Raw genomic sequence first — 5,923 nt, 5'->3', positions numbered from 1 at the left:
AACACTATACCTTCGTCCAGCTTTGGCTTCTGTGACTGTCTAGGATTCTTTCACAGATAAGTAATTCTCTGTAACCGTCCGCAAAGGTTGGAAACGTTGGATTTTCTGGTTGTTTGCCAGCAGCTACAGCAGCGTATACTTCTTTAAACAATTGTTTTGAAGTATCTGGGAAGCCTTCGTTGTGACCACCAGGGAATGTCATAATATCTCTTGCTTCTGCATACGCCAACGATGGGTCACGCATCAACACTTGGTTGGCAGCATCACGGTTACCTAACCACAATTCGTTTGGTGCTTCTGAGTTCCAAGCAAATGTTTTGTTTGAACCAGAAATCTCCAATTTCAATTGGTTTTTGCGACCTGCTGAAACTTGAGAAACTGTTACTAAGCCTTTATTTCCGTTATCGAAACGTAACAATACGTTAGCAGTATCCTCTGTGTTGATTTCAACATCAGCATAATCTTCTGGTTGAAGCATTTTACCTGAATAGGTTTCTACTGGTTTTAATGGCTTCTTACGAGTTTTGTGAACTGTATTAAAATCAGCCATTACTTCTACTGTTTTCAAACCTGTGATATACTCGATGATATCCATCAAATGTGATCCAATATCAGCAATTGCACGCGAATCACCAGATTTGTCTGGTTCTAAACGCCAGTTGTAGTCCGTATTGTAGAATAACCAGTCTTGCAAGTATGAACCAATGATTGAGTAAATTTCGCCTAAATCACCTTTCTCACGCATTGTTTTCATTTGGCGCACCAATGGATAATAACGTAAGTTGAAGTGAACAGCATTTACCAAACCTGTTTCTTTAGCAAGTGCTACTAATTCTTCAGCCTCATGTAAGTCTTTTGCCAATGGTTTTTCGCAAACAACGTGCTTACCTGCCAACAAAGCGGCCTTTGATTGAGAATAGTGCAAGAAGTTTGGCGTACAGATATGTACACAAGCGATATCTTCCATAGCTAACAATTGATCGAATGTACAAGGACGTTCGATACCTAATTGCGCAGCTTTAGCCGTAGCCAATTCTATATTCACTTCACAAAGTGCTACAACTTCTACATTTGGTAGTCTTCTGAGGGCCTCGATGTGAGCTGGTCCAATAAAACCTGTACCAACTACACCTACTTTGATTTTTGACATGAGTTAATCGATTTGTTTTTTGGGGATATAATTAATTATTGTTTTTGAAAAGGGTTATTCTTTGGATAGTAAGTTTGAAATATCCCATAAAAGCCATTTTTTGCTTTTAATATTTCCTTCATTTTTTCGGAGCATTTTTTGAAAAAGCGCCAAGCCTAAAGGTTCGTTGCCGTTGGCGTGTACCAATACTACACTTCCATTTTTGATGGCCTCGCCTTTGGCTAGCCAAGCATCGCTTCCGAGTGGCAATAGCCCAAGCGCCAAAACTTCATCGAAAATTCCTTTGTCGGATACCAACCCCGGAAATCTAAAGTAAATAGAAGGCACAAGACCATTTGACAACATGGCTTGTTCATTCAGTAAAACTTCCGAAAGGATATTAGTACCATGTTCCAACAAGAAATTATTAGTTAGCGGTAACTTGGGGTCGTAACGATGCGTATAACTGTGGTTGACCCACGTAATACGTAAATTACCTACTTTTTCTTGTTGTTTGAGCCAGTTAAGGTCATCTTGATGTTTTTGCATCCAAATACCTGTTACAGTAATCGTAAGCGGTACCGGGCGTTCACTAATTTCAAAACTTTTAATTACATTTTGGAAAAAACCTCGAGTCAATGGTTTGCTCGATGGGCATAAGTCTATCGTCAAACTAAAACCTTTGAGCGTACTATCTGCTTTGGTGATTCCTGCGTCCTGTAGCTCATAGTCTCTATGCTTTTCAAATTGCCAGTCATGAATATAGGGTGTTTTTTCAAAAAGATTTAAAACATTATTCCATGTTACAGGCTGTGTTTCGATATTATTGAGAATATGCGTTTTAAGATTTTCTGGATTTACCACTAAATACTTAATAGCACCTGTTTCCTTCCATTTTCTAATGACTAACTCATTTTGATATTGAGCAAAAAATACCTCATACTGAGATATTTGTGCCAATGAACAGGTAGAAAGAAGTCCCAATAACAGGAATGTTAAGAAGTATTTCATAACAATCTCAAGCGAGTTTTTCCAAACTTTTTGTACAAAAGTAATGAAGGATGAAAGAAAAAGATGGTTTTCTATGGGCTTAGCCCTTTTAACAGCCTTCAAATTTACAGAATATCTCCAAGCCATCAAGCATAAATCTGTGACTTGGAGATAGTTCTTTTTAAATCTCAAATTTTGTCCATCTTTCGGCTGAGTTGGCCGACTTTACAACCGTTTGGATGAAAGCCATACCACGCAAACCGTCTTCGATACTTGGGAAATCATAAATTTCTGGGTCGTAACCGTCTACTCCAGTACCTTTTCCTAAGCCACCACCTGTGCCTGATTTGCTTTCGGCACCCCAACGGGCACGTAGGGCATACGCAAAGTTTCGGTAAATACTCGCAAAAGTCTCGATATAGCCTTCTGGGTGACCTGCTGGCTGACGCGTATGTGCCTGTGCGTGAGGAGATAAGTTGCCAACTCCAGTACGGATAATTTTCGAACCATTTTCCTGATTAGTCATAATCAAGGTATTTGGCTCCATTTGGCGCCATTTCAGACCACCAAATTCGCCATAGACACGAATATTTAGGTCATTTTCTTCGCCATTACAGATTTGGCTATTGTGCAAAATACCTTTGGCGCCATTGTCAAAATGAAGTAAGATGTTGGCGTCATCGTCGAGCATACGACCTTCCACAAAAATCGTAAGGTCAGCCGAAAGTTCCGTTATTTGTAAACCAGTGATATATTCAGCTAAGTTTTCGGCATGTGTACCAATGTCGCCTACACCACCTGCAGCCCCACTACGCGCGGGGTCGGTACGCCATGAAGCCTGTTTTTGACCCGAAGCCTCCACCAATTGAGATAACCATCCTTGTGGATATTCAACAATTACCTTACGGATTTGTCCGATAGCACCCGATTTTATCAATTGACGTGCTTCTTTCACCATTGGATAGGCCGTGTAGTTATGCGTCAAAGCGAATAATAAGCCAGAATTTTTAACAATTTCGGTCAATTCTTTAGCCTCTTCCATCGTCAAAGTAAGCGGTTTGTCCATCACTACGTGGAAACCGTTTTCGATAGCAAACTTTGCAGCAGGGAAATGTACGTGATTAGGCGTAACGATTGAAACGAAATCCATACGCTCACCTTCAGGAAGTTCTTTCTCTTTCAAAATCATTTCCTCGTACGAATCATACACACGGTTGGCAGGTAAATAGAGCGCTTCGCCAGTAGCTTTAGATTTTTCAGGATTTGAACTAAACGCTCCGCAAACAAGTTCGATTTCGCCATCTAAGGCGGCTCCTCTGCGGTGAACTGCTCCGATGAAGGCATCCAAACTTCCTCCAATCATGCCCATTCTGATTTTTCTAGCCATTTTTTTCGTTAATTAAATATCGAGCTTCTGAACGGCTCGGCTGATAAACATTAGTCAGCTTGTTCTAAAGGCTCAACTGTTTTAGGTTGAAAAGATAATTTGATATATATAATTAGAATAATGGATCATTAATTAATGATGAATTATGAGTTGTGAATGATGAATGTAAAGTTTATCAATATTTCATATCCACAACTACTTCAATTTTACTTGTAATAGGCATTAAGCTATACCAGACTAAAAGCACAAAGGTGTTTCTAATAAAATCATACATCCATTTATTGTTGTTGTACTTGTCTAATGCCTACGGCCTTTTGCCTAAAGCTAATATTGATATTTGAAAAATAAGACTATTCTCTCTTTCTGTATCTTTTTGATACAATATTGTACAAAAGTAATATAATTTTATCGGCTGAGGGCTATTTGCTTTATGCCATGTGCTAAATGTTGGAATTGTATTTCCTAATACAAGAATATAAATTTTTGCTTCCAAGAAGCGCTCATGCAAAAAAATAACAATTTTTAATTGTAAGTTACTGACAATTAAAAAAATACATTCACAATTCATCATCAGAACTGTACGAAGGAATTCTAAAAATGTCTATTTCGGATATCGGATGTGGGATTTCGGAAGTGTAATCTTCTATGTTTTATAAAAAATAGAGATATTTTACTTTATTTCCGAAATCAGAAATCCCAAATCCGCAATTATTGGAAATCTTTCGTACACTCCTAATTCAGCACTCCTGATAAGTATGGTTTATTGCCTGAAGCGTAATCATGAAATAATTTGAGAAAAAGCGCCAAAATATGCTTTTTGAAAAAGCAATCTAAAAAAACACTTGAAAATACTACATTTAGCCCGCTCTATACTGTTTGATTGCAAATTTTAATTAAAATTATTACAAAGTCATTTAGTAAATACGGAAATCTTTTTGTTTTTTTGGCATGGATTTTTTTTAGTACGAATTATAATAAAATAAGAACACTGTCCCTTTTATTAATCTTAAACCCTTTAATCAATTATGTCCCAAACAGTTAATAATAATCGATTGTTTTTGGCGAGTTGCTTTGCACTAATCACTACTTCAATGGCTTTCGGTATTCGTGCAGGTGTCCTCACGCAGTTAGGTACAGCCTTTAACCTTGATGCAGAGCACCTCGGATACGTCAACCAGATGGCATTTTTAGGCTTCCCGATTGCAATGATTGTTGGAGGTCCTCTTTACAATGTATTAGGTCCTAAAAAAATCATGTGGGTAGCATTTGTTACACATGTACTAGGTTTAGTAATGACCATTTTCGCGAGTGGTTTCTGGACTTTATTGATTTCGACTTTTTTCGTAGGATTTGGTAATGGTACCGTAGAGGCGGCTTGTAATCCAATGATTTCTGATATGTACGAAGGCAATCAAAAAACCAAAATGTTGAACCGTTTCCACATGTGGTTCCCTGGAGGTATAGTTATTGCGAGTTTGATTTCTAGATTTATGACTTCGGCTGGTATGGGCTGGCAGTTACAAATTGGTATCATTTTGATTCCTGCGGTAACTTACGCTGCTTTGATTTTGGGACAAGCATTTCCTGAAAGCCAAGATGAAGGAGCTGCTTCAACAGGTCAAAACTTCAAAGCGATGCTTTCGCCATTGTACCTGTTCATGTTGGCATGTATGGCATTAACTGCTATTTCTGAATTTGGTCCCGAGCAGTGGATTGATCCAATATTAGGTCATGCAGGAGCCAGCTCAATGTTGATTTTGGCTTTGGTAACTGGTTTGATGGCGGTTGGTCGTTATTTTGCTGGTCCAATTGTGCATAACCTAAACCCTACAGGTGTACTGCTAGGCTCGGCTATTTTTGCTACTATTGGAATAGTATTGATGAGCCAAGCTGAAGGTGCAATGGTATATGTATCTGCCGTAATTTTTGCGATTGGGGTATGCTATTTCTGGCCAACTATGATTGGTTTTGTAGCTGAATATTTACCTCGTACTGGCGCTTTTGGTATGTCAATTATTGGTGGTATGGGTATGTTCTCTACCTCAATTTTCCAACCAATTATCGGTAAATGGTTAGATGACGAAAAAGCTGCTGCTGCTGCCAAAGGTTTGACAGGTCAAGAACTTGACTTAGCTGCTGGTCAAGCAACACTAGACAATATGGCGGTATTCCCATTCATTTTGATTATCGCTTTTGCCGTATTGTATTTTATCATGCGTAAGCAAACTCCAGCTGGAGCGAAGGCGCATTAATCATATACATGAGTTTCTAGTTACTTTTAGCTAGAAGAGTTTATTTTTGAGGCTAAATAGGTTGCTTTAAAACACTCAAAAAGATTAGTCATTAGTAAAAAGGCGTTCGAAATTAGCTTTTCGAGCGCCTTTTTGCTATTGCATCTATGGTTTAAGGTAAGTTAG

General features: G+C 38.5%; 4 protein-coding genes. 1 reads left to right on the top strand and 3 read right to left on the bottom strand.

Annotation, left to right across the window (positions count from 1 at the left end):
* Positions 1 to 4: 4 nt before the first annotated feature.
* The 3 genes from ACOVQ4_RS01035 to ACOVQ4_RS01025 form a co-directional block, all read right to left on the bottom strand.
* Entirely contained in the window at positions 5 to 1,150 is a 1,146-nt protein-coding gene (locus ACOVQ4_RS01035) for a Gfo/Idh/MocA family protein (protein ID WP_095161481.1), read from the bottom strand.
* Between the two features lie 54 nt (positions 1,151 to 1,204).
* Positions 1,205 to 2,140, bottom strand: a complete 936-nt coding sequence (locus tag ACOVQ4_RS01030) for a polysaccharide deacetylase (protein ID WP_421818817.1) — start codon at positions 2,138 to 2,140, stop codon at positions 1,205 to 1,207.
* A 160-nt stretch (positions 2,141 to 2,300) separates the two neighbouring features.
* Entirely contained in the window at positions 2,301 to 3,488 is a 1,188-nt protein-coding gene (locus ACOVQ4_RS01025) for a Gfo/Idh/MocA family protein (RefSeq protein WP_095161673.1), read from the bottom strand.
* Positions 3,489 to 4,531: 1,043 nt separating this feature from the next.
* On the opposite strand from ACOVQ4_RS01025, the gene ACOVQ4_RS01020 reads away from it, so the two are divergent.
* Positions 4,532 to 5,758 (top strand): MFS transporter, encoded by a 1,227-nt coding sequence (locus ACOVQ4_RS01020; protein ID WP_421818816.1) that lies wholly within the window; start codon positions 4,532 to 4,534, stop codon positions 5,756 to 5,758.
* Positions 5,759 to 5,923: the final 165 nt, after the last annotated feature.

The organism is Flectobacillus sp., assembly GCF_049240685.1.
Taxonomy (GTDB): domain Bacteria; phylum Bacteroidota; class Bacteroidia; order Cytophagales; family Spirosomataceae; genus Flectobacillus.
The sequence above is the reverse complement of the archived record's forward strand: the minus strand, read 5'-3'. Positions and strand labels throughout refer to the sequence as shown.